We start from the raw sequence: 25,398 nt of genomic DNA on the forward strand, positions 1-25,398 counted from the left end.
GAACCGAGGAGTGGTGATGGCGAAGACCGCGACGACCAAGACGACGCGTCCGAAGGCTGCCGCGGCGGCCGGGAAGGCGACGGGGGGCGGGAAGACGAAGGCCGGGAAGAAGGCCGCGGCGAGCGCGCTGTCGCAGGCGCCGGCGAAGGGGAGGAAGACGTCGTCGAAGGTGACGAGCCCGAAGGCGTCGTCGGCCGCGGGCAAGGCCGTGAAGAGCAAGAAGTCGACCGCGGCGGAGAAGTCCGCGGCGGGCAGCGCGCTGTCGCAGAAGGAGAAGAAGTCGACGGCGAAGCCGACGAAGAAGGCGCTCACGGAGGCGGCGAAGGTGCTGTCCGATCCGAAGGCGACGAAGAGCAAGAAGTCGGCTGCGGCGAGCACGCTCGCCCAGGCGGCGGCGGTCGCGCTCAAGTAGCCCCGGCGCGGTGGGGACAGAGGGCGGACCGGGCGCAGAACGGTCCGCCCTCGTGCGTGCCCGCCGCGGCGCCGCGGCGGGCGCGTGGGGAACGCGGGTGGCGGGGTCGGGCCGCAGCGCGAACGGTCCGGCCCCGCCGCACGCCCGCCGCAGATTTCCATGCAAGCACGCTTGCTTGTTTTTCGCGGCCCTGGCATGCTCCCCCGCACCAGCCGGTGTCCGGAGGGAGTGCGAAGGTGTCCGAAGCACGGCCCGTGATCGATGACCTGGTGGACGAGGGGCGCGAACTCGACGCCCTGGTCGCCGCGTTGGACGACAAGGAGTGGTCCACTCCGACCCCCGCGCCCGGCTGGACCGTCGCCCACCAGATCGCCCACCTCGCCTGGACCGACCGGACCGCGGTCGTCGCGCTGACCGATCCGGACGCGTTCGCCGTCGAGGTCGAGAAGGCGGCGGCCGCACCGGCGACGTTCGTCGACGAACAGGCCTCCAAGGGGGCGCAGTTGGCCCCGACGGAACTGCTGAACCGGTGGCGGTGCGGCAGGGTGCGCCTCGCGGCGGAGCTGCGCCTGCTGCCGGCCGGCCGGCGCTTCCCCTGGTACGGCCCGCCGATGAGCGGCCCCAGCATGGCGACCGCCCGGCTGATGGAGACCTGGGCCCACGGCCAGGACGTCGCCGACGCGCTCGGCGTGCGCCGCGCGCCCACGGCGAGGCTGCGGCACGTGGCCTGGATCGGCGTCCGCGCGCGAAACTACGCGTACTTCGTGCGCGGGCTCCAGCCGCCGCCCGGACCGTTCCGGGTCGAGCTGGAGGCGCCCGACGGCGGGGAGTTGTGGACGTACGGGCCGGACGACGCCGCCCAGCGGGTCACCGGCCCGGCGCTCGACTTCTGCCTGCTCGTCACCCAGCGCGTACACCGCGACGACGTCCCGGCCGTCCGCGCGGAGGGCCCCGACGCCGAGCCCTGGCTCGAGATCGCGCAGGCCTTCGCGGGCCCGGCGGGAGCGGGCCGGCCGCGGGGGGCGCGGCCGTGACCGCCCCGATCCGCATCGGCAACGCCTCCGGCTTCTACGGCGACCGCTTCGACGCGATGCGCGAGATGCTCTCCGACGGCCCGCTCGACGTCCTCACGGGCGACTACCTCGCCGAGCTGACGATGCTCATCCTCGGCCGCGACCGGCTCAAGGACCAGCGCACCGGGTACGCGAAGACCTTCCTGCGGCAGCTGGAGGAGTGCCTGGGGCTCGCGCGGGAGCGCGGGGTGCGGATCGTGGCGAACGCGGGCGGGCTCAACCCGGCCGGACTCGCTGACGCCGTACGGGAGTTGGCCGGACGGCTGGGCGTGGCGGTCCGCGTCGCGCACGTCGAGGGCGACGCGCTGCCGCCGCCCGAGGGCGCGCTCACCGCGAACGCCTACCTCGGCGGCGGAGGCATCGCCGCCTGCCTGCGGGCGGGTGCGGAGATCGTCGTGACGGGCCGGGTCGCCGACTCCGCGCTGGTCAGCGGGGTCGCCGCCGCGCACTTCGGGTGGGCCGCGGGGGACTGGGGCCGGCTCGCGGGGGCGGTCGTCGCCGGCCACGTCCTGGAGTGCGGGACGCAGGCGACCGGCGGCAACTACTCGTTCTTCCGCGGGCGGGACGTCCGGCGGCCCGGCTTCCCGATCGCCGAGGTGCACGAGGACGGGTCGTCCGTCGTCACCAAGCACCCGGGCACGGGCGGGTTCGTCGACGTCGGGACCGTCACCGCGCAACTCCTGTACGAGACCGGCCCGTTGCGGTACCCGGGCCCCGACGTCACCGCGCGGCTGGACACCGTACGGCTCGCGCGGGACGGGCCGGACCGGGTGCGGATCACGGGCGTGGAAGGGGAGCCGCCGCCGCCGACGCTCAAGGCGGGGGTCACGCGGCTCGGCGGGTGGCGGAACGAGGTCGTGTTCGTGCTCACGGGGCTCGACGTGGCCCAGAAGGCGGAGTTGGTGCGGGGGCAGGTGGAGGACGCGCTCGGGAAGTCCCGCCCCGAGGTGGTCAGGTGGGAGCTGCTCGAAGCGCGGGGCGTCGACTCCGACACCCAGGAGGCCGCGAGTGCGTTCCTGCGGCTCGTCGTGCGGGACCCGTCGCCCGACGCCGTCGGGCGGGCGGTCAGCGGGGCCGCGATCGAGCTCGCGCTCGGCAGCTACCCCGGCTTCCACGTCACCGCGCCGCCGGGGAAGGGGGCGCCGTACGGGGTCTTCACGTCGGAACCCGTCGCGCGGAGTGCGGTGGCGGAGACGGCGGTGCTGTGGGACGGGCAGCGGGTGGAGGTTCCGCAGCCGCCGGACGTACGGGAGTTGTCCGTCGTACCCGCGGGTCCGCTGCCCTCGCCGTTGCCGGCGGGCGGTCGGGTGCGGCGTGCGCCGTTGGGAGCGGTGGCGGGGGCGCGGAGCGGTGACAAGGGGGGTGACGTGAATGTCGGGTTGTGGGTGTCCACGGACCAGGCGTTCGCGTGGCTGGCCCACGAGCTGACCGTCGAGCGGTTCTGTTCGCTCCTGCCGGAGACGGTCGGGCTGCGGGTCACGCGGCACGTGCTGCCCGGTCTGCGGGCGGTCAACTTCGTCGTCGAGGGGTTCCTCGGCGAGGGTGTCGCCTCGCAGCACCGCTTCGATCCCCAGGGGAAGGGGGTCGGTGAATGGCTTCGCGGCCGGGAGCTGGACATCCCGGAGGTCCTCCTCGAATGAGCCCGGGGCCCACCGCTGGGGGTTCCACCCCCAGACCCCCGGCGGGGGCTTCGCCCCGGGAGTCGCCCCCCGACCACCCCTTCCCCAAGTCCCTGGGCGGGCGCCGTTGCGCCTGCCGGCGCGTACCGGGCTCCGCCCGGTGGCCTCAAACTTCCCCAAGCTCTCGGCTTCGCTCGAGCAGGGGAGACCCCATCGCCGGGCTGGGTTTCTTGTGCTACCCGGGCCCCCTTGCCCGCCCGCGCTGACGCTTCGACGGAAAGGCCCTCATGCCAACCCCCCTGTCGCCCACCGCCCAAGGTGCCCGCACCGCCATGCTCACCAAGCTCGACACCCTCCGCACCGCCCACGAGGAAGCCCTCGCCGGGGGCGGCGAGAAGTACACGACCCGCCACCACTCCCGCGGGAAACTGCTGCCGCGCGAACGCATCGAGCTGCTGCTCGACCCCGACACCCCGTTCCTGGAGCTCTCGCCGCTCGCAGCCTGGGGCACGGACGGCAACTACCGGACGGGTGCGTCGCTGGTGACGGGGATCGGGACGATCGAGGGCGTCGAGTGCCTGGTGACGGCGAACGACCCGACGGTGCGGGGCGGGGCGTCGAACCCGTGGACGTTGAAGAAGGCGCTGCGGGCGAACGAGATCGCACGGCAGAACCGGCTCCCGGTGGTGAGCCTGGTGGAGTCGGGTGGCGCGGACCTCCCCGCGCAGAAGGAGATCTTCATCCCGGGCGGCGCGCTGTTCCGGGACCTGACGCGGCTGTCCGCGGCGGGGATCCCGACGGTCGCGGTGGTGTTCGGGAACTCGACGGCCGGCGGGGCGTACGTGCCGGGGATGTCGGACCACACGGTGATGGTGAAGGACCGCGCGAAGGTGTTCCTGGGCGGCCCGCCGCTGGTGAAGATGGCGACGGGGGAGGAGAGCGACGACGAGAGCCTCGGCGGCGCGGACATGCACGCCCGCACCTCCGGCCTCGCGGACCACTACGCGGTGGACGAGCACGACGCGCTGCGCCAGGCGCGCCGGATCGTCGCGCGCCTCAACCACCGCAAGGCTTACCCGGATCCGCCCGCGCACACCGTCCGACCACCCGCCGAGGACGAGGACGGGCTCCTCGACATCGTCCCGGAGGACCTGCGGACCCCGTTCGACCCGCGCGAGGTGATCGCGCGGATCGTGGACGGCCCGGCGGGCCCGGAGGAGCCGGCCTTCGACGAGTTCAAGCCGCTGTACGGGCCGAGCCTGTGCACGGGGTGGGCGCGGCTGCACGGCTACCCGGTCGGCATCCTCGCCAACGCTCAGGGGGTGTTGTTCAGCGCGGAGTCGCAGAAGGCCGCGCAGTTCATCCAGTTGGCGAACCAGCGGGACATCCCGCTGGTCTTCCTGCACAACACCACCGGCTACATGGTCGGCAGGGAGTACGAGCAGGGCGGCATCATCAAGCACGGCGCGATGATGATCAACGCGGTGTCGAACTCGACCGTCCCGCACCTGTCCGTGCTGATCGGCGCGTCGTACGGGGCCGGGCACTACGGGATGTGCGGGCGGGCGTACGAGCCGCGGTTCCTGTTCGCGTGGCCGAGCGCGAAGTCCGCGGTCATGGGGCCGCAGCAGCTCGCCGGGGTCCTGTCCATCGTCGCCCGCGCGGCGGCGGAGGCGAAGGGGCAGCCGTACGACGAGGAGGGCGACGCGGCGCTGCGGGCGATCGTGGAGCAGCAGATCGACGCGGAGTCGCTGCCGATGTTCCTCTCCGGGCGGCTCTACGACGACGGCGTCATCGACCCCCGCGACACCCGCACCGTCCTCGGCATGTGCCTGTCCGCGATCCACACCGCCCCCATCGAAGGCGCCCGCGGCGGCTTCGGCGTCTTCCGGATGTGAGCCCCTGTGATCACCACGCTGCTCGTCGCCAACCGCGGCGAGATCGCCGTCCGCATCTTCCGCACCTGCCGTGAGCTGGGCGTCTCCACCGTCGCGGTGTACTCCGACCCCGACGCGGACGCGCTCCACGTCCGGACGGCCGACACCGCGGTCCGCCTGCCGGGCGCGGCCCCCGCCGACACCTACCTCCGCGCCGACCTCGTCGTGAAGGCGGCCCTCGCCGCGGGCGCGGACGCCGTCCACCCCGGCTACGGCTTCCTCTCCGAGAACGCGGCCTTCGCGCGGGCGGTGACGGACGCCGGGCTCACCTGGGTCGGCCCGCCGGCGGAGGCGATCGAGGCGATGGCGTCGAAGACGGGCGCGAAGGCGCTGATGGGCGCGGCGGGCGTGCCGCTGCTCGCACCGCTGGAGGAGGTGACCGCCGCGGACCTCCCCGTCATCGTCAAGGCCGTCGCCGGCGGCGGCGGGCGCGGCATGCGCGTCGTCCGCGACCTCGCCGCGCTGCCGGCCGAGCTGGAGTCGGCGGGTGACGAGGCCCTCGCCGCGTTCGGCGACGCGACCACCTTCGTCGAGCCGTACCTCGAAGGCGGCCGCCACGTCGAGGTCCAGGTCCTCGCCGACGACCACGGCACCGTCTGGGCGCTCGGCACCCGCGACTGCTCGCTCCAGCGCCGCCACCAGAAGGTCGTCGAGGAGGCCCCCGCCCCCGGCCTCTCCGACGCTCTCCGGGCCGAACTGGGCACGGCGGCGGGGGACGCGGCCCGCGCGATCGGCTACCGGGGGGCCGGCACCCTGGAGTTCATGGTCGCCGGCGGCCGCGCGTACTTCCTGGAGATGAACACCCGCCTCCAGGTCGAACACCCGGTGACGGAGGCGGTGTTCGGCGTCGACCTGGTCGCCGAGCAGCTCCGCGTCGCGGAGGGCGCGGCCCTGGCCCCGTCCCCACCGGAGCCCCGCGGCCACGCGGTCGAGGTCCGCCTCTACGCGGAGGACCCGGCGCGGGGCTGGGCGCCGCAGGCGGGGAAGCTGCACCGGTTCGAGGTAGGTGCCGACGGCTCGCCCGGCCGGGGAGCGAAGGACCAGAGGATTCCGGCCTGGCCGGCGTTCGAGGCCGCCGGGCGGAGCCCGGTCCCCGCGGCGGAGCCGCGAAGCCCCGCGTCGCGGCCGCCCGAGGCCCCTTCGGGGGTCCGCCTGGACACCGGGTTCGCCGGCGGCGACACCGTCGGCATCCACTACGACCCCCTGCTCGCGAAGCTGATCGCGTACGGGCCCGACCGCCCCCGCGCCCTGCGCCTGCTGATCACCGCGCTGGAGAACGCCCGTGTCCACGGCCCCGCCACCAACCGCGACCTGCTCCTGCGCTCCCTGCGGCACCCCGAGTTCGCCGAGGCGCGCATGGACACGGGGTTCTACGACCGCCACCTCGCCGCGCTCACCGAGCCCGCCCCGGCGGACCCGTACACCCCCCTGGCCGCCGCCCTCGCCGCAGCGCACCGCCCGGGTCCGGCGACCCGGTTCGGCCGGCCGGGCTGGCGCAACCTGCCCTCGCAGCCGGCGGTCCGCCGCTACCGCGACGGGACCGACGGCACCGAGCACGAGGTCCGCTACCGCCTGACCCGCGACGGCCTGGACGCCCCCGACCACCCCGGCGTCCGCCTGCTGCACGCGGACCCCGCACGGGTCGTGCTGGAGACCGACGACGGCATCCGGCGGACGTACGAGGTCGCGACGTACGCGGACGACCCCGCCCGCGTCCACGTGAACGGCACGACCCTCACCGTCCTGCCCCGTTTCCCCGACCCGACCGAGGGCGCCCGCCCCGGCACCCTCCTCGCCCCGATGCCCGGCACGGTGGTGCGGATCGCGGCGGAGGCGACCGTCGGGGCGCACGTCACCGCGGGCCGGCCGCTGCTGTGGCTGGAGGCGATGAAGATGGAGCACCGCATCGACGCCCCGGGCGACGGCACCCTGACCGCCCTGCACGTCACCACCGGCGACCAGGTCGACCCCGGCACCCTGCTCGCCGTCGTGACCCCGGCGGAGGACGACCCGCCCACCGACACGGAACCACCCGCGCCCACCGCCCAGGAGGACCGTTCATGACCACCGCACTGCTCGACACCGAGGAACTCACCGACCTGCGCCGCGCCGTCGCCGCCCTCGGGGCGCGCCACGGGCGCGACTTCGACCGCGCGGCCCTCTGGGCGGACGCGGGCAAGCTCGGCTTCCTCGGCGTGAACCTGCCGGAGGAGTACGGCGGCGGAGGCGGCGGCATCGTCGAACTCAGCCTCGTTCTCGAGGAGTTGGGGGCGGCGGGCTGTCCCGCGCTGATGATGGTCGTGTCCCCGGCCATCTGCGGCACGGTGATCGCCCGCTTCGGCACCGACGCCCAGAAGCGGGAGTGGCTCCCGGGCCTGTCCGACGGCACCCGCACGATGGCCTTCGGCATCACCGAACCCGACGCCGGCTCCAACTCCCACCGCATCACCACCACCGCCCGACGCGACCCGGACACCGGCGACTGGCTGCTCACCGGCCGCAAGGTCTACATCTCGGGCGTCGACATCGCCGACGCGACGCTGATCGTCGGCCGCACGGCGGACGCGCGGACCGGCCGGCTGAAGCCGTCCCTGTTCATCGTCCCGCGCGACACCCCCGGCTTCCTGCGCAGCCCGATCGACATGGAACTGTACGCGGCGGAGAAGCAGTTCGAGCTCACGCTCGACGACGTGCGGCTGCCGGCCGACGCGCTGGTCGGCGACGAGGACGCCGGCCTGCTGCAGCTGTTCGCCGGGCTCAACCCCGAGCGCGTGATGACCGCCGCGTTCGCGATCGGCATGGGCCGGTACGCGCTCGCCCAGGCCGTCGCGTACGCGAGGACGCGGACCGTGTGGAAGGACCCGATCGGCGCGCACCAGGCCATCGCGCACCCGCTCGCCGCCGCGCACGTCGAGCTGGAACTGGCGCGCCTGATGATGCGGAAAGCGGCAACGCTCTACGACATGGGTGACGACGTCCAGGCGGGCGAGGCGGCGAACATGGCGAAGTACGCCGCCGCGGAGGCGTGCGTGAAGGCCGTCGACCAGGCGGTGCACACGCTCGGCGGGAACGGGCTCACCCGGGAGTACGGGCTCGCCCGGCTCGTCACCGCCTCGCGGGTGGCGCGGATCGCGCCCGTGAGCCGGGAGATGATCCTGAACTACGTCTCCCACCAGACCCTCGGACTGCCCAAGTCCTACTGACCGGCAGCCCCCTCCCGGAAAGGCAACGGGCGTATGACGGACACGGCCCCCCTCACCCGCACCCACGAGCGCGGGATCACCGTGCTCACCCTCGACGCGCCCGACCGCCGCAACGCGCTCTCCGCGGGCCTGGTCGGCAAGCTGTCCGCCACGCTGGCGCGGTGCGCGAAGGACGCGGACGTGCGGGCGGTGGTGCTCACCCACACCGGCTCGACGTTCTGCGCGGGCGCGGACCTGAAGGAGCCGCCGAACCCGTACGTGTTCGTCGCACTCCTGCGGCAGATCGTCGAGTCGCCGAAGCCGGTCGTCGCGCGGGTCGACGGGCACGTGCGGGCGGGCGGGCTCGGGCTGCTCGGGGCGTGCGACGTGGTGGTGGCGTCGACGGGGTCGGACTTCGCGTTCACCGAGGTGCGGATCGGGGTCGCGCCCGCGGTGATCTCGCTGCCGCTGCTGCCCCGCCTGGAGCCGCGGCTCGCCGCGCGGTACTACCTCACCGGGGAGAAGTTCGCCGCGCCCGCCGCGCGCGGGCTCGGCCTCGTCACCGAGGTCGCCGACGACCCCGACGCCGCGCTCGCGGACCTCGTCGACGCCCTGCGCCGGGCCTCCCCGCAGGGGCTGGCCGCGACGAAGTCCCTGCTCACGGCTAAGGTGCTGCGAGCCTTCGACCACCACGCGGAGGACTACGTCCAGCTGTCAGCCTCCCTCTTCGCCTCCTCCGGCGCCCGCGAGGGGATGACGGCCTTCCTCGAACGACGGGACCCCGCATGGGTGCTGTGACCGACGGCCCGGCCCGCACACCGGAACCGGGCCGAGCCGGCCCGTCCGATCGCGCGCCCGCACCGGCGGACGCGGGCCGGTCGTCGGAGCGGGGGCGGGTGGGGGCGCCGGCCCGGTCGCCCGCGCCCGACCTCGCGCCCGGCCTCGCGCCCCGGTCCGACCGCGCCCCCAAGCAGGACCGCAGCCGGGCCACCCGGCAGCGGCTCCTCGAGGCCGCCGTGTCCTGCCTCGCCGAGCTCGGCTGGGCGGGCTCGACGGTCACGGTCGTCGCCGTGCGCGCCGGGGTCTCCCGGGGCGCGGCCCAGCACCACTTCCCGACCCGCGAGGACCTCTTCACCGCCGCCGTCGAGCACGTCGCCGAGCAGCGCTCCGCCGCCCTGCGCGCCCTGCCCCGCCAGCCGCGCCCGGCCGCCGTCGCCGCGATCGTCGACCTCTACACCGGCCCGCTCTTCCGGGCCGCGCTGCACCTCTGGGTCGCCGCCACCGACGAACCCCAACTCCACGCGCGCGTAACCGAGTTGGAGGCGCGCGTCGGCCGCGAGTCGCATCGGATCACCGTCGAGCTCCTCGCCGCCGACGAGTCCGTCCCCGGCGTCCGCGAGACCGTCCAGGGCTTCCTCGACATGGCCCGCGGCCTCGGCCTCGCCACCCTCCTCACCGACGACACCCCCCGCCGCACCCCCGTCGTCACCCACTGGGCCCGCATCCTGGACAGGGCCCTGGGCTGACGGCGGGGCGGCGCGGTCGGATCCGCATGTCCTTCGCGGAGCAGCACGGCAGCCCGTCCGTCTCGATCTTCCAGTCGCCGACGGAGACGGTGTCGCCGTATGCGTACCGCCCCGGCCCCCGGCCCTTCAGCGCGGGCCGATGCCCTCGAAGCCCTCGACCTCCTGCGGGCCCCGGCTGCCGGGGCCGGTGTAGCGGGCGGAGGGGCGCACCAGGCGGCCGGTGCGCTTCTGCTCCAGGATGTGGGCGGACCAGCCGGCGGTGCGGGCGCAGGTGAACATCGAGGTGAACATGTGCGCGGGGACCTCGGCGAAGTCCAGGACGATCGCCGCCCAGAACTCGACGTTGGTGGCGAGGACGCGGTCCGGGCGGCGGGCGTGCAGCTCGGCGAGGGCCGCCTTCTCCAGCGCCTCGGCGACCTCGAAGCGGGGCGCGCCCAGCTCGCGGGCGGTGCGGCGCAGGACGCGGGCGCGCGGGTCCTCCGCGCGGTAGACGCGGTGGCCGAAGCCCATCAGCCGCTCGCCCTGGTCGAGCGCCCTGCGGACGTAGGCCTCGGCGTCGCCGGTCCGCTCGATCTCCTCGATCATGCCGAGGACGCGGGACGGCGCGCCGCCGTGCAGCGGCCCGGACATCGCGCCGACCGCCCCGGACAGCGCGGCCGCGACGTCCGCGCCGGTCGAGGCGATGACCCGCGCGGTGAACGTGGACGCGTTCATGCCGTGCTCGGCCGCCGACGTCCAGTACGCGTCGACCGCCTTGACGTGCTTGGGGTCCGGCTCCCCGCGCCAGCGGATCATGAACCGCTCCACGACGGTCCGCGCCTTGTCGATCTCCCGCTGCGGCACCATCGGGTGCCCCTGTCCGCGCGCGGACTGGGCGACGTACGACAGCGCCATGACGGCCGCGCGCGCGAGGTCGTCGCGCGCCTGCTCCTCGTCGATGTCGAGCAGCGGTTTCAGGCCCCAGACCGGCGCGAGCATCGCCAGCGCGGACTGCACGTCGACGCGGATGTCACCGGAGTGCACCGGGATCGGGAACGGCTCCGCGGCCGGCAGCCCCGGGTCGAAGGCGCCGTCGACGAGCAGACCCCACACGTTCCCGAACGACACGTGGCCGACGAGGTCCTCGATGTCGACGCCGCGGTACCGCAGCGCCCCGCCCTCCTTGTCCGGTTCGGCGATCTCGGTCTCGAACGCGACGACTCCTTCGAGTCCGGGTACGAAGTCGGACATCTGGCGGCTCCTCGTGATGCGTGGTGCGAACGGCAGGCTGGGGTCCGGTCGGGTACCCCGCTGATGACGGCTCTGCGGTGTCGTGAATGCCCCCGGCCGCGGCAGCGGGCCCCAGGGGCCCGGGGAGCGGTCGTCCCGGCACGATAGCGGCTGGCGCCGGGCCGTCACAGCGCCCCGACACCCGGATTCTGGACGCCCCGGCGGGCCCGGGGAAGGGTGAGATCACGCACAGCGCTCCGTGGACCGCGGAAGGGTTGGCGGCACCGGGTGCCGGGCAGACTCGCCCCCGCGTACGGCAGGATGGCGTCCGTGACGACCGATCCGGACCCCGCCGCCATGCGCGAGCAGTACCGCACCCAGGGCCTCGACGCGGCCGACCTCGCGCCCACCCCGCTCCGGCAGTTCCGCCGCTGGTTCACGGAGGCGCACGCGTCCGGCCTGCTCCACGAGCCGAACGCGATGGTCGTCTCCACCGCCACCCCCGACGGCGTCCCCAGCTCCCGCACCGTGCTGCTGAAGGCGTACGACGAGACCAGCCTCGTCTTCTTCACCAACTACGGCTCCCGCAAGGCCCGCGAGCTCGACGCGAACCCGCACGTCGCACTGCTCTTCCCCTGGCACGCGCTCGCCCGCCAGGTCATCGTCACCGGCACCGCGTGCCACGTCTCCCGCGAGGAGACCGCCGCGTACTTCCACTCCCGCCCGCACGGCTCCCAGCTCGGCGCGCTCGCCAGCCCGCAGTCGTCCGTCATCCCCTCCCGCGCCGTCCTCGACGACCGCTACGCCGACCTCGCCGCCGCGTATCCCGAGGGCACCGAGGTCCCCGTCCCCGACGACTGGGGCGGCATCCGCGTCACCCCCACCGCCGTCGAGTTCTGGCAGGGCCGCACCAACCGACTCCACGACCGCCTGCGCTACGTCGCCGACGACGCGTCCGACGGCGGCTGGCGAATCGAACGCCTGGCGCCGTAAAGCCGGTTGTGGGGAAGGCGGCGCGCGGCCTACGGTCCCGATCATGCTGCCGCCCGTGGAGACCGACGAGGAGTGGGACGCCGTCGTCCCCGACGAGGCCGTCATGCGGCCCGGCGCGGAGGACCTCTGCGCCCGCCTCGGCCTCGCCGGCGCGCCCCTTCACCGCTTCCCCGACGGCTCCCAGCCGGTGTACGCCGTCGGCGACCACCACGTCCTCAAGCTGTTCCCCGGCGCCGCGGCGTCGGACGGCGTCACCGAGGCGCGCGTCCTCGCGCACGTCCACGGCCGCCTCCCCGTCCCCACGCCCGCGGTCCGCGCGCACGGGGCGTACGAGAACGGCTGGCGGTACGTCCTGATGTCCCGGCTCCGCGGCGAGAACCTCGCCCACGCCTGGGACCGCGTGCCGGGCGTCGACCGCGAGCGCGTCGCGGGCCGGATCGGCGAGACCCTCGCCGCGCTCCACGCCCTCGACCCCGCGCCGCTCGCCGGCGACCTCGGCCCCGGCGACTGGGGCGCGTTCCTCGACCGGCAGAGCGCGGGGGCGGTCGCCCGGCAGCGCGCCCACGGCCTGCCCGGGGCCTGGCTGGAGCAGATCCCGGACTTCCTCGCGTCCGTCCCCCTGCCCCGCGCCCCCGCCCCCGCCCTCCTCCACACCGAGCCCATGGCCACCCACTTCCTCACCGACCCCGACGGGTGGCCCCTCACCGGCCTCTTCGACTTCGAGCCCGCGATGATCGGCGACCCGGCCTACGACTTCGTCGCCGTCGGCCTCTTCGTCACCCGCGGCGACCCCGCCCTCCTCGCCCGCCTCTCCGCGTCCTACGGCGCCGCCTTCGCCCCCACGACGCTTCTCGCGTACACCCTCCTCCACACGTACAGCAACCTCCCCTGGTACCTCCGCGAACTCCCCACCTCGGCGGACACCCTCCCGGCGCTCGCGCACGCCTGGTTCGCCACGTCCTGACCGTGCGCACTCCCTTGCGCCGCTCCGCCGCGGGGGGCCGACCGGGGCGGCTGCGAACTACGCTGCGCTGGGCACTGTGGGCTGTGCCCACAGTGGGTGGCGGCCAACGTTGACGCCGAGCCGCACAAAAACTCAGCCTGGCCGCCGTTTGAGGCCGCGCGGGCGGAGCCCGTGCATACGCGGCGGAGCCGCGACGGGGGATTCGCGGGGCGGGGCCCCCGGGGGTGTGCCCGGTGGGGAAGGCGGCGCGGCGGCGCCGCGGGAGAAGTCCCCCACGCACAGGCGACCCGCAGACTCGGGATCCCCTCGGGAGGGGAGCCGGCCGGACGTACCGGCGAGTCTGCGGGTCGGGTGACTGCTCGGGATTGGGCCAGGCTGCGTGGCGATCACTCACGCGGGCCGGCTCCGCACTGGGTGCGACAACGGGCCACTTAGCCCGCAGCCACCTCACAAGTCCGCTTCGAAACCATCAGTTCGGACACCTCCCTTCCTGTGTGCTCGACACATTAGGAACCCCCCTCGCACCCGCACAACCGAATTAACGGAGACCCTCCGCCGGCCCCTCCGCGAGATCCGCCACCACCGCCGCGTGATCCGACGGCCAGACCCCGTCGACGTACCCGTGCCCCGTGCGCCGCACCGCGCGGACGTGCCCGAGCCCGCCCCGCGCCGGCAGCGAGACGTGGATGTAGTCGATCCGCGCGTTCGGCGGCGGCACGCTCGCCAAATACGGGTTGCCGTCCCCCCACGTCGCCCACGCCGCGCCCTCCTCGGCGAAGTCCCACGCGTCGACGAACGACTGCCGCGGCACGACCGGCGCGGTCCTGCTCCCCCCGAAGAGCCGCACCTCGTCGGAGTCCGGCCGCGCGTTGAAGTCACCGCTGACGACGGCCGGGTGGTCCCCGTCCGCCCGGTGCTCCGCGACGAACCGCGCCAGCTCGGCGACCTGCTCGACCCGGGTCCCGGACTCGTGGACCGCCGAGTTGAGGTGGACGGTGAAGAACGGCACCGGCGCGACGGGGCCGTCGAGCCGCGCGAACAGCGCCCGCCGGCCCTGGTCGCGGTCGGCGGGCGCCGGCAGCAGCCGCGACTCCGTCGACAGGATCGGGTAGCGGCTGAGGACCGCGTTGCCGATGGCGACGGGCTCGCCGCCGATCCGCCGCTGCCAGTAGTGCGGCCTGTCGTGCGCCGCGAACGCCCAGTGCAGGCCGAGTTCGTCGGCCAGCCAGCCGGCCAGGTTCTCGCCGTCGTGGTCCCACACCTCCTGGAGGCCGACGACGTCGGGCGCCTCCTCCCGCAGCACGGACAGCAGCGCCTTGCGTCGCTCCTGCCACGGTCCGAACCGCCACCACACATTCCAGGTCAGTACGCGCATGCGCCCAGTCCACCGCGTCCGGCCCGGCATGTCTGCGTCGATTTGCGGGAACGGGCTGTGGGCTGGGTCACGTTCGAGTTGAATGATCCCCGGTGGGGGACGCACGGACGTGTACACCGGCTGGGGGTGCTCGGTGATTTCCGGCAGAGTTACGGGCGCGGGCGGCGAGGGCTCCGACCTGCTCGCCGCGCTGCTCGACGGCATGGACGCGGGGCTCGTCGCGCTCGACGCGGCGGGGGTCGTCACGCACTGGAACGGCGAGGCCGCTCGCATCCTGGGCTGGACGGCGGCGGAGGCGGTAGGCCGGCGCGGGTTCGAGGGCTGGGCGGTCAGGACGGCCGACGCGGGCGACGTCGAGGCCCGGCTCCTCGCCGCGATGGACGCCCCCGGGCGGCAGGTCGACGAGTTCGCGCTGGTCACGAAGGACGGCGGGCGCGTCCTGGTCCGCACGCAGTCGGCGGCCGTGCGCGGCCCCGAGGGCAAGCCGACGGGGGTGTACTGCGCGTTCAGCGAGGTGCACACGCAGATCGACCTGGAGCGGTCGATCGCGCTCAGCGAGGCCCTGTTCGAGGACGCCTCCTGGGGCGTCGTCCTCGTCGACGCGGACCTGCGCCCGGCCGTCGTCAACGCGCACGCCGCACGCGCGCTCGGCGCGGGCCGCACGGCGCTGCTGGGACGGCCGCTCGGGGATCTCCTCGCCGCGGGCGCCGAGGAGTTGGAGGGCGCGCTGCAGCACGTGCTCGCCGAGGGCGCGCCGCCCGCCCCCGCCGACCTGTGGGTGACGCGGCGGACCGGCGAGGGCGACCGGCGGCGGTGCTGGCGCAGCGGATTCGTGCGGCTGGCCTCGCCGTTGACCGAGGAGCCGGTGCCGCTGGGCGTCGCGTGGCTGTTCCACGACGTCACCCAGGCTCGGTTCGCCGAGCAGGAGGCGTCCCAACTCCGCTTCCGCGCCAACCAGATGCACCGCGCGGGGCGGGCGGCGGCGGAGTGCGCGTCGGGCCTGGAGGCGGCGGCGACGTACCTGGACTTCGCGCTCGCCGGCTTCGCCGAGCACGCGCTCGTCGACATCGGCGACGCGCGCCTCGTCCGCGCCGTCGAGACGCCGGTCGGCGAGCCCGGCCCCTCGCACCCCGACCCGGCCGCCGGCATCCCCGTCCGCTACCCGGCCGGGCACCCCGTGCTCCAGTGCCTGGAGCGGGTGGGCACGGTCCGGGTCAGCGGACCGCCGGAGGGCGAGTGGGCGGCGGCCCGCTGGTGGCCGGGGACCGCCGCCCACGCGCTCTGCGTCGTCCTGCGCAGCCGCGGCCGCACGGTCGGCGTCGCGACCTTCCTGCGCGGCCCCGGCCGCGCCGCCTTCGAACGCGCCGACGCGTCCTACGCGGAGAGCGTGGCCGTCCGCGTCGCGGCCGCCCTCGACCTCGCAACCGCCGAACCCGGCTGACCCTGGGGGGGGGCCTCACGCGCGGCCGGAGGGGATGCCCGCGCCCTCCTACGTCCGGCTCAGGACCCGGTCGAGGAAGGGTTCGATCGCGGCGCGCCAGCCGTCGGGGGCGTCGTAGTGGACGAGGTGGCCGGCGTCGGGGACCTCGGCGTACTCGCCGTGGGGGAGGACGCGGACCATCTCCATGGCCTCGGCGCGGCCGAGTTCGCCGTCGATGCCGCGGACGACGAGGGCGGGGCAGCGGACGGCGGCGAGCTCCTCCCAGTGCGCGTCGCGGGCCCAGGTGGCGCGGGTGGCGAGCATCTGGTCGTGGGAGAAGACGGGCCGCCACCCGTCGGACGTCTCGGCCATGACCTCGGCGTAGAACTCGCCGCGCGCGGGGTTGGGCCGCTCGACCCAGGGGTCGTCCTCGCCGAACCACTTGCGGACGTCGGCGAGCGTCGCGAACGGCAGCGGCCAGGTGGCGTACCAGTCGGACCACTCGCGCTGGGAGGCCGCGCCGAGCGCGGAGGCCCGCATGTCGCAGATGACGACGCCGCGCACGAGGTCGGGGCGGCGCGCGGCGAGCTGCCAGGCGGTGAGCGCGCCCATCGAGTGCCCGATGAGGACGGCGGGGCCGAGGCGGAGCTGTTCGAGGACGGTCTCGGCGTCGTCGACGTACGCCTCGCGGTCGTACGGGCCGGCCGGCGGCTTCTCGCTGCGGCCGTGGCCGCGCTGGTCGAGGGCGACGGCCCGGTGCCGCTCGGCGAGCCAGCGGGCGGTGCCGGCCCAGTGGGAGGCGCGGCCCATGAGGCCGTGCAGTAACAGGACGCCGGGGCGCTCCTCGGGCCCCGGGGTCTTCGGCTCCGGGGCGAAGTCCCAGGCGGCGAGGCGTGCGCCGTCGGCTCCGGTCACATCGATCCGTCGAACCATCGGTATGGCACCCCCACTTCACCTTCGGACGTCGTGGCCTGAACAGAGGTTATCGAACCCGTGTTCTAAAAACTCGCTGCGCCGCGGAACCTCCCCCTTTCGAGTGACAGCCGTCCGGGGTTGGCCGCCGGTGGCGCGGGGAGATTCCTTCCGGGAGGCGGGCCGCTCGGGGAAACCGGTCCGCGGGAGCCGACCTCGGGAGCTCGGGGCTCCGGGTCGGCACAGGGGAGGACAGGCCCCGGCGCACGTCAGCGCCGGGGCCCTCTGTCTCTCCGGACGCCTGCCGCGCGGCCGGCGGACCCCACAGGGCCGCTGCGAGGGGCGGGCAGGCACTTCCCGTGCGGTGCCACCGCATACGTCCCGCTCCCTCCGGCCGGTTTGCGCCAACACCTTTCCACGCCTGCCGCCGCCCCCGCTGCCCTTTCCGCACACTGAATCTTCACCAATGACCCCCACGGTGAAGAAAGCCCAGGCCAGGCCTGCCAACGTTGTCAGACCCGGCGGGCCGACCCGGCGGGTGCCCGGACCCCCCGCCCCCGGCCCCGCCGCCGGACCTACCGCTTGGCGACGAAGACGTGGGACGCGACCTCCGCCGACAGCTCCGCGACCTCGCCGCTGGAGCCGACGAGGACGCCGCCCGCGGACTCCGTCACGCTGACGACCGCGCCGGGCTGCACGCCCGCGCGCCGCAGGGTGTACATCAGCTGCGCGTCGGTCTGGATCGGCTCCCCGATGCGGCGGACGATGACGTTCTTGCCCTCGCCGCTCGCCTCCAGCTCGGCGAGCGAGACCATGCTGTCGTCGAGGAACGCCTCCGCGCTCTCCGCCTCGCCCAGCTCCTCCAGGCCCGGGATCGGGTTGCCGTAGGGGGACTCGGTGGGGTGGCGCAGCAGCTCCAGGACGCGGCGCTCGACGGCCTCGCTCATCACGTGCTCCCAGCGGCACGCCTCCGCGTGCACCTGCTCCCACTCCAGGCCGATGACGTCGACGAGGAGGCACTCGGCGAGCCGGTGCTTGCGCATCACGCGGGTGGCGAGCTTGCGGCCCTCCTCCGTCAGCTCCAGGTGCCGGTCGCTGGCGACGGCGACCAGCCCGTCGCGCTCCATGCGGGCGACCGTCTGGCTGACCGTCGGACCGCTCTGGTCGAGCCGCTCGGCGATGCGGGCCCGCATGGGCACCACACCCTCCTCCTCCAGCTCGAGGATGGTGCGGAGGTACATCTCGGTCGTGTCGATCAACCCGCTCATGCGTGCCCCTCAGTCTTCTTCGTGCAGATCCGCGCCGGCCTCAATTCTGACGCATCCCGCCGACAACCGGCCCGCCCCGGCCCCCCGGGGCCGCCCGGCGTTGTTGACACACCACTGGTCCAGACCGCACGGTGATCCGCGACACAGGCGCGCCCGGGGCGGCGCGCCGCATCCAACGCGTTCCCCGCGAAAGGGTTCCCCGTGAGCGAGAGCAAGCTGGCCGGGCAGTTCTTCGACGCCGCGATCGGGCTGCTGCGGCAGGTCCGCGACGAGGAGGCGGAGAGCATCGCCGCGGCGGGGACGCTGTTCGCGGACACCGTGGAGGCGGGCGGGCGGCTGTTCGTCTTCGGGGCGGGCCACTCCTCGCTGCCCGCCCAGGACGTCGTCTACCGCGCGGGCGGCCTCGCGCTGATGAACCTGCTGGTCGTCCCCGGTGTCGTCGGCGTCGACGTGATGCCCGCGACGCTCGGCTCCGCCCTGGAGCGCGTCGACGGCCTCGCGGCGGCCGTCCTGGACACCAGTCCGGCGACGGCGGGCGACGTCCTGGTGATCATCTCGCTGTCGGGGCGCAACGCGCTGCCCGTCGAGATGGCGCTGAACGCCCGCGCGCTCGGCCTGAAGGTCGTCGGGCTGACGTCGGTGGCGTACGCGCAGGAGACGAAGTCGCGGCACGTCTCGGGGACGTTCCTGAAGGACCACTGCGACGTGGTCATCGACAGCCACATCGCCGTCGGCGACGCCGAGTTGGCCGCGGACGGCGTCGAGGCGCCGTTCGGGCCCGCGTCCACCGTCGTGACCAGCGCGGTCATGCAGGCGGTCGTCGCCACCGCCGCGGGCGAGCTGGCCGTGCGCGGGGTCCAGCCGCCGATGCTCCGCTCCGGGAACGTCGACGGCGGCCACGACTGGAACGGCCGGGTGATGACCGAGTACGCGGACCGGATCTTCTACCGGCACTGAGCAGGGCCCCAAGAAGGCGGTTCGCGGAGACCGCCCTGCTAGGAGGCCCGGTAAGGACCGCTGCTCCTGGGCGTCACCCCTTACTGACCGCCGCCAGGATCTCCGGCAGCCGCGCCACCGTCGTCGGCGCGGCGACGGCGAGCCCCGCCCGCACCAGCAGCGCCCCGTAGAGCGCGCCGGCCGGCAGCAGCACCCAGAGCCACGCGTTCAGGCCGGCGACGTGCAGCCAGACGCTCAGGCCGAGGACCGGCAGGCAGAGCAGCGCGCCGACCAGCACGCCGCCCAGGATGCTCATCCAGGCCAGACCGACCTGCCCCGGGGCGACGTTCTTGTTGCCCTCCTGCGGGATGGAGTACGGGAACCGCGCCGACGCCCACGCGCCCGTCGCGACCATCGCCCCGACCAGCGCGATCCCGAGCCCGACGGCCTCGGGCAGCATGTCCCAGTCGCCGAGGACGGCCGCGGTCGCGACGGTCACCAGGACGGTGTACGGGACGGCCACCAGGAGCAGCGCGAGCGCCCGGGCGCGCAGTTCGGCGTACGCGTCGGCGCGGGTGGAGATCGTCTGCAGCACCATCCAGAACGCGGAGGTGTCCTGGCCGAACTGGTTGTACATCTGCACCCCCAGCATGCCCGCCGCGAAGCAGGCGAAGTACACCGAGCCGGTGCCCTGCCAGGCGTTGAACAGCGGCACGATCAGGCCGATGACCAGCGACGTCACCCATGCGGCCTTCGTCTTCGGGTCGCGCCGGACGTAGCGCAGGGTGCGTTCCATGGTGGCGCCCGTCCTGCCCTGCGGGAGCAGCCCGCGGAGGCGGGAGGCGCCGCCCTCGCGGGCCTTGGCGGCCGGTTCGGCGGCGGCGAGGGTGGAGGCGTCGGGGGCGGTCATCAGGGTGGTCAGGGTGGTCCGCCACCACAGCAGCAGCCCGGCCAGGGCGAGCGCGGCGAGCAGGAGCTGGGCGACGGCGACCGCGAAGTGGCCCTGGCTCGCCAGGTCCACCGCGCTGATCGCGGACGCGGGCGGCACCCAGCGCAGGACGGCCAGCGCGGGCCCGAGCGCGTCCAGGCCGCCGGCCTGACCCAGGCGCTGCGCCCCGAAGTTGACGACCTGCGCGCCGACCGCGATCAGCAGCCCGCTGAGCACGGCGAGGTCGCGGCCCTTGCGCGAGGTGAGCAGCCGGGTGTTGGCCGTCGCGACGGCCCGCGCCAGCGCCACGCACACGACGACCGTCAGCGGCAGCGCGAGCGCGGCGAACAGCCAGCCCACCGCGCCGCGGGCGAGCGCGACGACCGAGCCGACGACGAGGCAGAGCGTGAAGACCGGCCCGATGCCGACCAGGGAGGCGACCAGCAGGCCGCGCACCAGCGGGGCCGGGCGCAGCGGCAGCATCGCGAGCCGGGTCGGGTCGAGCGTCTCGTCGCCGCTCGCGAAGAACAGCGGCATCACCGCCCAGCCGAGCGCGAGGACGGCGGTCAGAAGGACGGTGACGGTGTCGGCGTACGCGTTCCCGCGCAGCAGGACCAGGCCGAGGAGCTGGAGCGCGGCGAACAGCGCGGTGAACACCACCGAAGCGATCCAGGCGGCGCGGCGGCCGCCGGACCGGCGCAGGCCGTTGCGGAGCAGGGAGAGCTTGAGCCGGACGAGGACGGAGGTCAGCGGCTCGCCGTGGGCGGGGTCGCGGACGGGTTCGCGGACGGGGGCGGGTGCGGCGGTCATCGCGTGCCGACTCCGAGCCAGTCCAGGCCGGGCCCGGAGTCGCGGCCGGTCGCGCCGACGAGCTCCAGGAACGCGGTCTGGAGGGTGGGGGCGTCGCCGCGGACCTCGGCGAGGGTGCCCTGGGCGCGGATGCGGCCGGCCGCCATCACGGCGACCCAGTCGCAGAGGGACTCGACGAGCTCCATCACGTGGCTGGAGAAGACGACGGTCGCGCCGGAGGCGGTGTAGCGCTCCAGGACGCCGCGGATGGTCTGGGCGGAGACGGGGTCGACGCCCTCGAACGGCTCGTCCAGGAATAGGACTTCGGGGTTGTGGAGGAGGGCGGCGGCCAGACCGATCTTCTTGCGCATGCCGGTGGAGTAGTCGACGACGAGTTTGTGCTGGGCGCCCGAGAGGTCGAGGACCTCCAGGAGCTGCGTCGCGCGGTCGTCCGTCTCCGGGCCGGGAAGGCCGCGCAACCGGCCGTTGTAGGCGAGGAGTTCGCGGCCGGAGAGGCGCTCGAAGAGGCGCAGGCCCTCCGGGAGGACGCCGATGCGGCCCTTCACCGCGGCGGGGTCGCGCCACACGTCGTGACCGGCGACCTCCACCGTCCCGGAGTCGGGGCGGAGCAGGCCGGTGACCATTGACAGCGTCGTCGTCTTCCCGGCCCCGTTCGGGCCGACCAGCCCGACGAACTTGCCCGCCGGCAGGGCCAGATCGATGCCGTGCACCGCGATCTGCTCGCCGAACCGCTTCCACAGCCCCTGCACCCGTACGGCGGGTGCCCCGCCCGATTCCGTCATGCGGCCACCCTATGCAGGCGGTTGCGCCTGCGGCGCGTGCACGGCCTGCGGCCGCGGCCTCCATCGCCGGCCGGGCTGAGGGTTTTGCGCTGACGTCGCCCACCCGGCTGTGGGCAGTCGTGCCGCAGGGCGAGTGGGGTCTCCCCTGCTCGAGCGAAGCCGAGAGCTCGGGGAAGGGTGGGCACAGCCCAACGTGCCCAGCGCAAGCGACCGTTCGCAGCACCACGGTCGGCCTCGCCCCGCAGGGGCCCCGCGGCGCAGCCGCGAACACCCCTCGGGGGCGGGGGCTCATGCCCCCGTCGGACCGCCGCCGCGCGCCTCCTGCCCGCACGCGTAAGCCAGCGGGCTCACCAGTTCCTCCGCGTCGGGGAGCCACCGGTTCTCGGGCGTGGGCCGCCGCGCCCACTGCACCGCGCCCGCGCCGAGACGGGTCGGCGGGGCGGGGACGTACGCGCCCTCGCCCAGCGCGTGGAGGTCGAGCGCGGCGGGGGACCACCCGAGGTTGCGGACGAGCGCAGGGATCTTCGCCCCCGCCCCCGGCAGGACGAAGAACTGCATGCGCCGGTCGGGCGTGCGGGTGACGGGCCCGAGCGGCAGGCCCATCCGCTCCATGCGCGCGAGCGCGAGGAACCCGGCCGTCTCGGGGACGTCGACCGCGTCGAAGGTGCGGCCGGTCGGCAGGAGGACGGACGCGGTGGGACGCGCGGTCCACAGGCGTCGCGCCTGCACCGCGCTGCCGGTCGCCTCGGAGGCCCAGTCGTCGCCGACGGGGTGCGCGCCGGGCGCGGGGCAGTCGCCGGGCCGGGGGCAGGAGCAGTGCTCGTACCCGTCCCGGACCTCCAGCCACGCGCCGGGGAACACGTCCCAGTGCCGCTCCTCGGTGTAGCGGACGGCCGTTTCGAGCAGCGAATCGCCGCGCTGCGCGGGGATCTGCGCGGTCCCTGTCACTCCGATGGTGTCTTCCACGCCCAACACAACTCCCCCCGCACCCTCCGGTTACGGCCCCCCGGACGCGGGGCGCACCCCGCACCGGACGCATCGATCCTGCACGCCCGACGGCCCCGCCACCGCCCGCCGCCTCCGCCCCGCCCGCAGGGCGCGCGCCGCCCTCCGCCACCGCCCGACGCGCCTGATCCGCCCGCCCACGCCCCCCGCCATCCCTCACCGCCCGCCGACGCCCCCCGCCATCCCTCACCGCCCGCCGACGCCCCCCGCCATCCCTCACCGCCCTGCCGCACCCCCGGCCGCCTCGATCCCTCGCCCGCGCCCGTCCTCCCGCCGCCGCCCCCGCCCCCGCCCTCTCGCCCCCATCCCCCCCACCGCCCGACGCGCCTGACCCGCCCCGGCCGCCCTCGCGCCCGTCCGCCCGCCGCCGGTCGCGCCCCCGCCCTCTCGCCCCCATCCCCCCCACCGCCCGACGCGCCTGACCCGCCCCAACCGCCCTCGCGCCCGTCCGCCCGCCGCCGGTCGCGCCCCCTCGCCTCCCCCGCCCCCCTTCCCCCCACCACTCCCGTCCCCCCACCCGCGCGCCCCCCCGCGCACGGCTTGGCCGGGGGTGGGCGCACGGGGGCACGGGTGGGGGCGCGTGGGGGCCGGGGGCGGTGGGGGCGGGTACGGGGCGGGGGAGGGGCGGGGACCGCCCGGGAGCAGGGACGGCAGGGGGCAGGACACGATGGCAGCGCGACCGCTCGTCGCCCGGCAGCCCAACGAACGGCTGCAGGCGCTGATCCAGGAGGCGGGGTGCTCCAACGCGGGGCTCGCCCGCAGGGTGAACCTGTGCGGGACGGAGCACGGGTTGGACCTCCGCTACGACAAGACGTCCGTCGCCCGCTGGCTCCGCGGCCAGCAGCCCCGCGGCCGGGCGCCCGCGATCATCGCGGAGGCCCTGGGCCGCAAGCTGAACCGCGCGGTGACGATCGACGAGATCGGGATGGCGAACGGCAAGAACCTGGCCTCGGGGGTGGGCCTGCAGTTCTCCGCGACGGTGCTCGGCGCGATCGAGCAGGTCTGCGAGCTGTGGCGCAGCGACGTCGGCCGGCGCGACTTCCTCTCCGGGTCCACCGTCGCCGCGTCCGCGCTGGTCGAGCCCAGCCGGGACTGGCTGATCGGCGCGCCCGACCCGGCCGTCTCCCGCACCGCGGGCCCGCGGGTGGGCCGCGCGGACGTCGAGGCGGTCCGGGCGATGACGGCCGCGCTCGTCGAGCTCGACCACACCTACGGCAGCGGGCACGTGCGGCCGGTGCTCGTGCACTACCTGGACGGCGTCGTCGCGGGCCTGCTCGCGGGCTCCTACCGCGAGCAGGTCGGGCGCGAACTCTTCGCCGCGGTAGCCCGGTTGACCGAACTGGCCGGGTACATGGCGATCGACACCGGCCAGCCGGGCCTCGCCCAGCGCTACTACATCCAGGCGCTGCGCCTCGCGCAGGCCGCCGGCGACCGGGCGTACGGCGGGTACGTGCTCGCCGCGTCGATGAGCCACCTCGCGGCGCAGCTGGGGAACCCGCGCGAGATCGCCCAGTTGGCGCGGGCGGCGCAGGAGGGGGCGCGCGGCCGGGTCACCCCGCGCGCGGAGGCGATGTTCCTCGCCGCGGAGGCGCGCGGGCACGCGCTGATGGGCGACGCCCGGACCACGCAGAGCGTCGCCGGCCGCGCGGCCGACGCGCTGGAGCGGGCGGAGTCCGCGCCGGACTCGGGTGACGACCCGTCGTGGATCGGCCACTTCGACGAGGCGTACCTCGCCGACGAACTCGCCCACTGCCACCGGGACCTCGGCCAGGCGGACGCCGCCGCCGCGCAGGCGGAGCGGGCGCTCGCCGGGCTGCCGGAGACGAAGGCGCGGCGGCGGGCGATCGGCCTGGTGCTCCTGGCGAGCGCCCGGGTGCAGCAGGGCGAGGTCGAGGAGGCGTGCCGCACGGGGGCCCGCGCGGTCGAACTCCTCGGCACCCTGCGCTCCGAGCGCGGCGCGGAGTACGTCGAGGACCTCCGCACCCGCCTGGAGCCCTACCGGCACGAGCCGGCGGTGCGGGAGTTCGGGGTGCGGACGGAGGCGCGGGCGGCGTAGCAGCCGCGGGCGCGGGGCGGCGCGGAGTGGGCCCCGCGGTGCGGGAGTTCGGGTGCGGGAGGGTCCGGTGGGCGCCGGGCGGCCCGCGGTGCGGGAGCGCCGTAGAAGTGTGCGAAGGTCACCCGGTAGCGTGAAGTGACCGTTCCGGTCGCCCCCTGGGGCGCATGCGGTCGCCCGGGCGGCGAGGGCCGCCGACGCAGACCAGCCCCACCCGTACGCACACGTAGGAGTTCCGGTGACGGAGAGCGGACAGGAAGACGCGCAGCTTCCCCCGGTCCGGCCCGCACGCGAAGGCATCGTCCTGCCCTCGGACGGCAGCGAGCCCTTCATACCGGGAGCGGACACCCCGACGGCCCCGCCGCGGAGCCCGCTCCCGGGTGCGATGCCGCCCGCCGCCGAGCAGTCCGCCCCCGCCGGCGGACAGCCCTGGGGCACCCCCTGGGGCCCGCAGGCCGCCGCCCCGCTCCCCGAGGCCGCCGAACAGGCCCCGCCGCCCCCGGGGCACTCCCCGGGCGCGCCCCACCCGTCCTTCCCGCCGCCCGTCTACGGGGCCGGCGCCGAGGCCCCGGCGACCCAGTACCTGCCGCCGGTCCAGGACGCGCCCCGGGCCGGGTACGACGGCTACGGCTACCCGGGCTCCGGCGACGCCACCCAGTACATGCCGCCGGTCCCCGCCGCGGACGGCGCCGCCGACCCCACCCAGCTGATCCCCCCGTACACCGACCCCGACCCGTACGCCCGGCCCCACGGCGCCGACGCCTCGTACGGCGGGCAGCAGGCGTACGGCGGGGGCGGGTACGGCGGGGGCCCCGGCGCGCTGCCCGACGAGCACGCCACGGAGTCCACCCAGCACCTGCCGACGGTCGAGGCCGGGGACGGCTACGGCCCGCTGTCCGGCGGCGGCCGGCAGGCGTCGGACGCCGCCCCGGGCGGGACCGGCGAGCGCCGGCCGCTCGCCGAGTTCGACAGCCTCTTCCGCGCCGAACCGGCC

General features: G+C 75.4%; 20 protein-coding genes and 1 pseudogene. 14 read left to right on the forward strand and 7 right to left on the reverse strand.

Annotation, left to right across the window (positions count from 1 at the left end; all coding sequences use genetic code 11):
* Positions 1–16: 16 nt before the first annotated feature.
* The 8 genes from ACFWEG_RS13040 (at position 17) to ACFWEG_RS13075 (ending at position 9,749) form a co-directional block, all read left to right on the forward strand.
* Positions 17–412, forward strand: a complete 396-nt coding sequence (locus ACFWEG_RS13040) for a hypothetical protein (protein ID WP_387213243.1) — start codon at positions 17–19, stop codon at positions 410–412.
* A gap of 236 nt (positions 413–648) precedes the next feature.
* Complete coding sequence (locus ACFWEG_RS13045) at positions 649–1,446, forward strand: TIGR03084 family metal-binding protein (RefSeq protein ID WP_387213246.1); 798 nt, start codon at positions 649–651, stop codon at positions 1,444–1,446.
* Complete coding sequence (locus tag ACFWEG_RS13050; RefSeq protein ID WP_387213249.1) at positions 1,443–3,125, forward strand: acyclic terpene utilization AtuA family protein; 1,683 nt, start codon at positions 1,443–1,445, stop codon at positions 3,123–3,125. Before ACFWEG_RS13045 ends, ACFWEG_RS13050 begins: the two co-directional genes overlap by 4 nt.
* 266 nt (positions 3,126–3,391) lie before the next feature.
* Positions 3,392–5,002 carry an acyl-CoA carboxylase subunit beta gene (locus ACFWEG_RS13055; protein WP_387213252.1) on the forward strand — a complete coding sequence of 537 codons (1,611 nt, stop codon included), beginning with the start codon at positions 3,392–3,394 and terminating at the stop codon, positions 5,000–5,002.
* A gap of 6 nt (positions 5,003–5,008) precedes the next feature.
* A complete protein-coding gene (locus ACFWEG_RS13060) occupies positions 5,009–7,105 on the forward strand; it encodes an acetyl/propionyl/methylcrotonyl-CoA carboxylase subunit alpha (RefSeq protein WP_387213255.1) in 2,097 nt (698 codons plus the stop codon).
* A complete protein-coding gene (locus ACFWEG_RS13065; RefSeq protein WP_387213258.1) occupies positions 7,102–8,244 on the forward strand; it encodes an acyl-CoA dehydrogenase family protein in 1,143 nt (380 codons plus the stop codon). The genes ACFWEG_RS13060 and ACFWEG_RS13065 overlap by 4 nt, the downstream gene beginning before the upstream one ends.
* Before the next feature lie 33 nt (positions 8,245–8,277).
* Positions 8,278–9,021, forward strand: coding sequence for an enoyl-CoA hydratase family protein (locus ACFWEG_RS13070; protein ID WP_387213262.1), 744 nt, complete (start codon positions 8,278–8,280; stop codon positions 9,019–9,021).
* A gap of 98 nt (positions 9,022–9,119) precedes the next feature.
* Positions 9,120–9,749 carry a TetR/AcrR family transcriptional regulator gene (locus ACFWEG_RS13075; protein ID WP_387213264.1) on the forward strand — a complete coding sequence of 210 codons (630 nt, stop codon included), beginning with the start codon at positions 9,120–9,122 and terminating at the stop codon, positions 9,747–9,749.
* Positions 9,750–9,875: 126 nt separating this feature from the next.
* Here ACFWEG_RS13075 and ACFWEG_RS13080 read toward each other — a convergent pair whose 3' ends face one another.
* Positions 9,876–10,979 (reverse strand): citrate synthase 2, encoded by a 1,104-nt coding sequence (locus ACFWEG_RS13080; RefSeq protein ID WP_387213267.1) that lies wholly within the window; start codon positions 10,977–10,979, stop codon positions 9,876–9,878.
* Between the two features lie 300 nt (positions 10,980–11,279).
* Here ACFWEG_RS13080 and pdxH point away from each other — a divergent pair, with 300 nt between their 5' ends.
* Positions 11,280–11,951, forward strand: a complete 672-nt coding sequence (gene pdxH, locus ACFWEG_RS13085; protein WP_387213303.1) for a pyridoxamine 5'-phosphate oxidase — start codon at positions 11,280–11,282, stop codon at positions 11,949–11,951.
* 43 nt (positions 11,952–11,994) lie between these two features.
* Positions 11,995–12,915, forward strand: coding sequence for a phosphotransferase family protein (locus tag ACFWEG_RS13090; protein ID WP_387213270.1), 921 nt, complete (start codon positions 11,995–11,997; stop codon positions 12,913–12,915).
* Positions 12,916–13,453: 538 nt separating this feature from the next.
* On the opposite strand, the gene ACFWEG_RS13095 is transcribed toward ACFWEG_RS13090, so the two are convergent.
* The gene (locus tag ACFWEG_RS13095; RefSeq protein WP_387213273.1) at positions 13,454–14,290 is read right to left on the reverse strand and encodes an endonuclease/exonuclease/phosphatase family protein; all 837 of its coding nucleotides are present in this window, start codon (positions 14,288–14,290) and stop codon (positions 13,454–13,456) included.
* Positions 14,291–14,423: 133 nt separating this feature from the next.
* Here ACFWEG_RS13095 and ACFWEG_RS13100 point away from each other — a divergent pair, with 133 nt between their 5' ends.
* Positions 14,424–15,731, forward strand: a complete 1,308-nt coding sequence (locus tag ACFWEG_RS13100) for a PAS domain-containing protein (RefSeq protein WP_387213276.1) — start codon at positions 14,424–14,426, stop codon at positions 15,729–15,731.
* Between the two features lie 48 nt (positions 15,732–15,779).
* Here the strand turns inward: ACFWEG_RS13100 and ACFWEG_RS13105 are convergent, their stop codons facing one another.
* A complete protein-coding gene (locus ACFWEG_RS13105; protein WP_387213279.1) occupies positions 15,780–16,643 on the reverse strand; it encodes an alpha/beta fold hydrolase in 864 nt (287 codons plus the stop codon).
* Between the two features lie 554 nt (positions 16,644–17,197).
* Positions 17,198–17,890: a metal-dependent transcriptional regulator gene (locus tag ACFWEG_RS13110; protein WP_387213282.1), complete on the reverse strand. Its 693-nt coding sequence runs from the start codon at positions 17,888–17,890 to the stop codon at positions 17,198–17,200.
* A 201-nt stretch (positions 17,891–18,091) separates the two neighbouring features.
* On the opposite strand from ACFWEG_RS13110, the gene ACFWEG_RS13115 reads away from it, so the two are divergent.
* Positions 18,092–18,847, forward strand: a complete 756-nt coding sequence (locus ACFWEG_RS13115; protein ID WP_387213285.1) for an SIS domain-containing protein — start codon at positions 18,092–18,094, stop codon at positions 18,845–18,847.
* Positions 18,848–18,920: 73 nt separating this feature from the next.
* Here ACFWEG_RS13115 and ACFWEG_RS13120 read toward each other — a convergent pair whose 3' ends face one another.
* The 3 genes from ACFWEG_RS13120 to ACFWEG_RS13130 form a co-directional block, all read right to left on the reverse strand.
* On the reverse strand, positions 18,921–20,564 hold the full coding sequence (locus ACFWEG_RS13120) for a transporter (protein WP_387213288.1): 1,644 nt from the start codon (positions 20,562–20,564) through the stop codon (positions 18,921–18,923).
* Complete coding sequence (locus tag ACFWEG_RS13125; RefSeq protein ID WP_387213291.1) at positions 20,561–21,346, reverse strand: ABC transporter ATP-binding protein; 786 nt, start codon at positions 21,344–21,346, stop codon at positions 20,561–20,563. Before ACFWEG_RS13125 ends, ACFWEG_RS13120 begins: the two co-directional genes overlap by 4 nt.
* 288 nt (positions 21,347–21,634) lie before the next feature.
* Positions 21,635–22,312, reverse strand: a complete 678-nt coding sequence (locus ACFWEG_RS13130; RefSeq protein ID WP_387213294.1) for a bifunctional DNA primase/polymerase — start codon at positions 22,310–22,312, stop codon at positions 21,635–21,637.
* A 706-nt stretch (positions 22,313–23,018) separates the two neighbouring features.
* On the opposite strand from ACFWEG_RS13130, the gene ACFWEG_RS13135 reads away from it, so the two are divergent.
* Both ACFWEG_RS13135 and ACFWEG_RS13140 read left to right on the forward strand, forming a co-directional pair.
* Positions 23,019–24,407 (forward strand): transcriptional regulator, encoded by a 1,389-nt coding sequence (locus ACFWEG_RS13135; protein ID WP_387213297.1) that lies wholly within the window; start codon positions 23,019–23,021, stop codon positions 24,405–24,407.
* Positions 24,408–24,642: 235 nt separating this feature from the next.
* Positions 24,643–25,398 (forward strand): annotated as a pseudogene (locus tag ACFWEG_RS13140) (hypothetical protein); the annotation flags it as partial.

Origin of the sequence: Streptomyces sp. NPDC060194 (genome assembly GCF_042728285.1) — a bacterium.
Taxonomy (GTDB): domain Bacteria; phylum Actinomycetota; class Actinomycetes; order Streptomycetales; family Streptomycetaceae; genus Streptomyces.

Excerpts from the sequence above, each read along its gene's own strand:
- ACFWEG_RS13040 (WP_387213243.1), top strand. The coding sequence starts at position 17 with ATGGCGAAGACCGCGACGACCAAGACGACGCGTCCGAAGGCTGCCGCG.
- ACFWEG_RS13055 (WP_387213252.1), top strand. The coding sequence starts at position 3,392 with ATGCCAACCCCCCTGTCGCCCACCGCCCAAGGTGCCCGCACCGCCATG.
- ACFWEG_RS13065 (WP_387213258.1), top strand. The coding sequence starts at position 7,102 with ATGACCACCGCACTGCTCGACACCGAGGAACTCACCGACCTGCGCCGC.
- ACFWEG_RS13070 (WP_387213262.1), top strand. The coding sequence starts at position 8,278 with ATGACGGACACGGCCCCCCTCACCCGCACCCACGAGCGCGGGATCACC.
- ACFWEG_RS13080 (WP_387213267.1), bottom strand. The coding sequence starts at position 10,979 with ATGTCCGACTTCGTACCCGGACTCGAAGGAGTCGTCGCGTTCGAGACC.
- pdxH (WP_387213303.1), top strand. The coding sequence starts at position 11,280 with ATGGCGTCCGTGACGACCGATCCGGACCCCGCCGCCATGCGCGAGCAG.
- ACFWEG_RS13090 (WP_387213270.1), top strand. The coding sequence starts at position 11,995 with ATGCTGCCGCCCGTGGAGACCGACGAGGAGTGGGACGCCGTCGTCCCC.
- ACFWEG_RS13095 (WP_387213273.1), bottom strand. The coding sequence starts at position 14,290 with ATGCGCGTACTGACCTGGAATGTGTGGTGGCGGTTCGGACCGTGGCAG.
- ACFWEG_RS13105 (WP_387213279.1), bottom strand. The coding sequence starts at position 16,643 with ATGGTTCGACGGATCGATGTGACCGGAGCCGACGGCGCACGCCTCGCC.
- ACFWEG_RS13110 (WP_387213282.1), bottom strand. The coding sequence starts at position 17,890 with ATGAGCGGGTTGATCGACACGACCGAGATGTACCTCCGCACCATCCTC.
- ACFWEG_RS13120 (WP_387213288.1), bottom strand. The coding sequence starts at position 20,564 with ATGACCGCCGCACCCGCCCCCGTCCGCGAACCCGTCCGCGACCCCGCC.
- ACFWEG_RS13125 (WP_387213291.1), bottom strand. The coding sequence starts at position 21,346 with ATGACGGAATCGGGCGGGGCACCCGCCGTACGGGTGCAGGGGCTGTGG.
- ACFWEG_RS13135 (WP_387213297.1), top strand. The coding sequence starts at position 23,019 with ATGGCAGCGCGACCGCTCGTCGCCCGGCAGCCCAACGAACGGCTGCAG.